Source organism: Streptomyces sp. C (assembly GCF_000158895.1).
GTDB lineage: Bacteria > Actinomycetota > Actinomycetes > Streptomycetales > Streptomycetaceae > Streptomyces > Streptomyces racemochromogenes.
On the sequence record NZ_GG657750.1, the window covers coordinates 1,774,765 to 1,777,418 of the forward strand.

A 2,654-nucleotide genomic window follows, 5' to 3' on the forward strand; every position below is an offset into this window, starting at 1 on the left:
GGCCCCGTCCCGGGCCAGGAAGAGCGCACGCGGGGCGGACTCGTCCACGAAGGCCCCGCCCCGGACGGGGGTGCGCCTGCGGTACGAGGCCTCGCCGGCCGGGCCGGAGGCGCCCGGCCGGGCACCGGGCGATCCCGCGGGGGGAACGGCCAGGTCCACGCCGAACAGGGGCCGGATCCCGGCCGCGGCGGCCGCCTTCGCGAACCGCACCGCGCCCGCGAGGCTGTCGCGGTCGGTGAGGGCGAGGGCGTCCATGCCCCGCTCGGCGGCTCGTTCCGCCAGCCGCTCCGGGTGCGAGGCCCCGTACCGCACGGAGAACCCCGAAACGGTGTGCAGATGCGTAAAACCAGGCACCCGCGGCCTCCTGCTTCGCTCGACCTTCAACCTCCCCCTTCTCCACCATAGAGCAATTCGAATACCCGTGCGAAACACTTGTTCGATCATCCATTCGGGCCTCCCCTGCTGCGCCGGATCCGCGGCGCGCCGAGCGTGGGCACCATGACCCACCCCACCGAGAGCAGCGGCTTCCTCGCCGAGATCAAGGACGCCGTGACCGCCCGGGCAGCCCTGCTGGTCGTCGGGGTGCTGGCCCTCCAGCTGGCGTTCATCACCTCCTACATCGGGGCCTTCCACCACCCGAAGCCCAGCGAGATCCCGATCGCGGTGGCCGCCCCCGCCGAGGCCCTCGCCGCGCGGACGGCGAAGGCGCTCGACGCCCTGCCCGGCGGGCCGCTCGATCCGCGCGCGGTCGAGGACGAGGCGGCGGCGCTCGCGCAGATCCGGAACCGGGACGTGGACGGCGCCCTGGTCGTCGACCCGGCCGGCACCACCGATCGGCTGCTGGTCGCCGGCGGCGCCGGGGCCTCGCTCTCCCAGGCCCTGGAAGAGATCGTCGGCCTGGCCGAGAAGGCGCAGGGGCGCACGGTCCGGGTCGTCGACGTGGCCCCCGCCGACCAGGGCGACAGCCGCGGCCTGAGCTCCTTCTACCTGGTGGTCGGCTGGTGCGTGGGCGGCTACCTGTGCGCCGCGATCCTCGCGATCAGCGCCGGGGCCCGGCCCGCCAACATGCACCGCGCGGTCATCCGGCTCGGTGCGCTGCTCCTGTACTCGATCGCCGCCGGGCTGCTCGGCACGGTCATCGCCGGCCCGGTGCTGGGCGCCCTGCCCGGCCCGCTCATGGCCCTGTGGGGGCTGGGCACCCTGGTGGTCTTCGCCGTCGGCGCCCTCACCCTGGCCCTCCAGGGGGTCGCCGGCGTGGTCGGCATCGGCCTGGCCATCCTGGTGGTCGTGGTGTTCGGCAACCCGAGCGCCGGCGGCGCCTACCCGTACCCGCTGCTGCCGCCGTTCTGGCGGGCGGTCGGCCCAGCCCTGCCGCCGGGCGCCGGGACGTACGCCGCGCGTTCCCTCGCGTACTTCAGGGGCAACGGGGCGGGCGGGCCCATGCTGGTGCTGGCCGCCTGGGCGGTGGCCGGCTCGGTGATCACCCTGGCCTGCGCCGTCATGCGCCGCGGCCGCCCCGGGGCCGCCGTGGGCAGCGGCCTCCCCGGCGAAGTCCCGTCCGTCCCCCGCTCCACCGGGACGTGATCCACCCCTGGCGGTCGAGGACCACCGCCCGCCGCGCAGGAGGAGCCCCTCCGGGGCCGCCGGGCGGTCAGCCCGCCCGGTGGACGACCTCGCCCGCCACCACCACCGTCTCGGCCACCGTGCCGGGGATGGACTCCGGGGCGATCCGCAGGATGTCGCGGGACAGCACCACGAAGTCGGCGGCCTTGCCGACCGTGAGCGAACCCCGCTCCTCCTCCAGGAAGTTGGCGTGGGCGGAGCCCATCGTGTAGCCGTACACCGCCGTCTCCACGTCCACCGTCTCCTCCGGCCGCCAGGGTTCGCCGCCGCCCAGGGGGCGGCGGGTGACGGCGGTGTAGATGCCGATCATCGGGTCCATCTCGGCGACGTTCCAGTCGCTGGAGAAGGCCAGCACCGCCCCCGCCCCGTGCAGGCTCCGCATCGGCCAGGCCTTGTGCCAGCGCTCCTCGCCCACGTTCTCGGCCCAGTCCTGGCCCGGGCCGGCGATCTCGGGCGCGCAGTGCCTCGGCTGCATGCAGGCGACCACGCCCAGCTCCGCGAAGCGGGGCACGTCCTCGGGGTCCAGGCATTCCACGTGGACCACCTGGTGGCGGGCGTCGCGCGGGCCGTTCACCGCCCGGGCGTGCGCGACGGCGTCGAGGACGGTGCGGATGCCGCGGTCGCCGGTGGCGTGCACGAAGCACTGGAAGCCCCGCGCGTCCAGCTTCGCCAGCAGCTCCGCGAACTCCTCCGCCGGGTAGAAGGTCTCGCCGCGGTGGTGCCCGCAGCCGGTGTACGGCTCCAGCAGCGCGGCCGTACGGGGTTCCACCACGTCGTCGATGTACAGCTTGAGCGGGCCGACCCGCAGCCGGTCGTCGGCGAAGCGCCGGGCCGCGTCGGCGAATTCACCGAGATCGGCGTCGCCGGTGCCGCGCGGGTGGAACAGCGCCGCCACGATCCGGGAGCGCAGCCGCCCCTCCGCCCGCGCCCGTTCGAAGAGTTCGAGGTCGTCGAGGGAGTTCTGCGGCTCGACCACCGTGGTGATGCCGAAGCCGATGGCGTCGTCGAGGCTCTTGGCGAGCCGCCCGTAC

Annotated in this window: 3 protein-coding genes; 1 reads left to right on the forward strand and 2 read right to left on the reverse strand. The window is 75.1% G+C overall.

Annotated elements, in window-relative coordinates:
- On the reverse strand, nucleotides 1–354 hold a 354-nt coding region (locus tag SSNG_RS07825), incomplete at its 3' end, for a PHP domain-containing protein (RefSeq protein WP_129593381.1).
- Between the two features lie 144 nt (nucleotides 355–498).
- Here SSNG_RS07825 and SSNG_RS07830 point away from each other — a divergent pair.
- Nucleotides 499–1,584: a hypothetical protein gene (locus SSNG_RS07830; protein WP_007263267.1), complete on the forward strand. Its 1,086-nt coding sequence runs from the start codon at nucleotides 499–501 to the stop codon at nucleotides 1,582–1,584.
- Between the two features lie 67 nt (nucleotides 1,585–1,651).
- On the opposite strand, the gene SSNG_RS07835 is transcribed toward SSNG_RS07830, so the two are convergent.
- Nucleotides 1,652–2,654: amidohydrolase family protein (locus SSNG_RS07835; RefSeq protein ID WP_007263268.1), on the reverse strand; the 1,003-nt coding region annotated here is incomplete at its 5' end.

Bases quoted from the DNA above. Each gene is read 5' to 3' on its own strand.
- SSNG_RS07830 (WP_007263267.1), top strand. From the start codon at position 499: ATGACCCACCCCACCGAGAGCAGCGGCTTCCTCGCCGAGATCAAGGAC.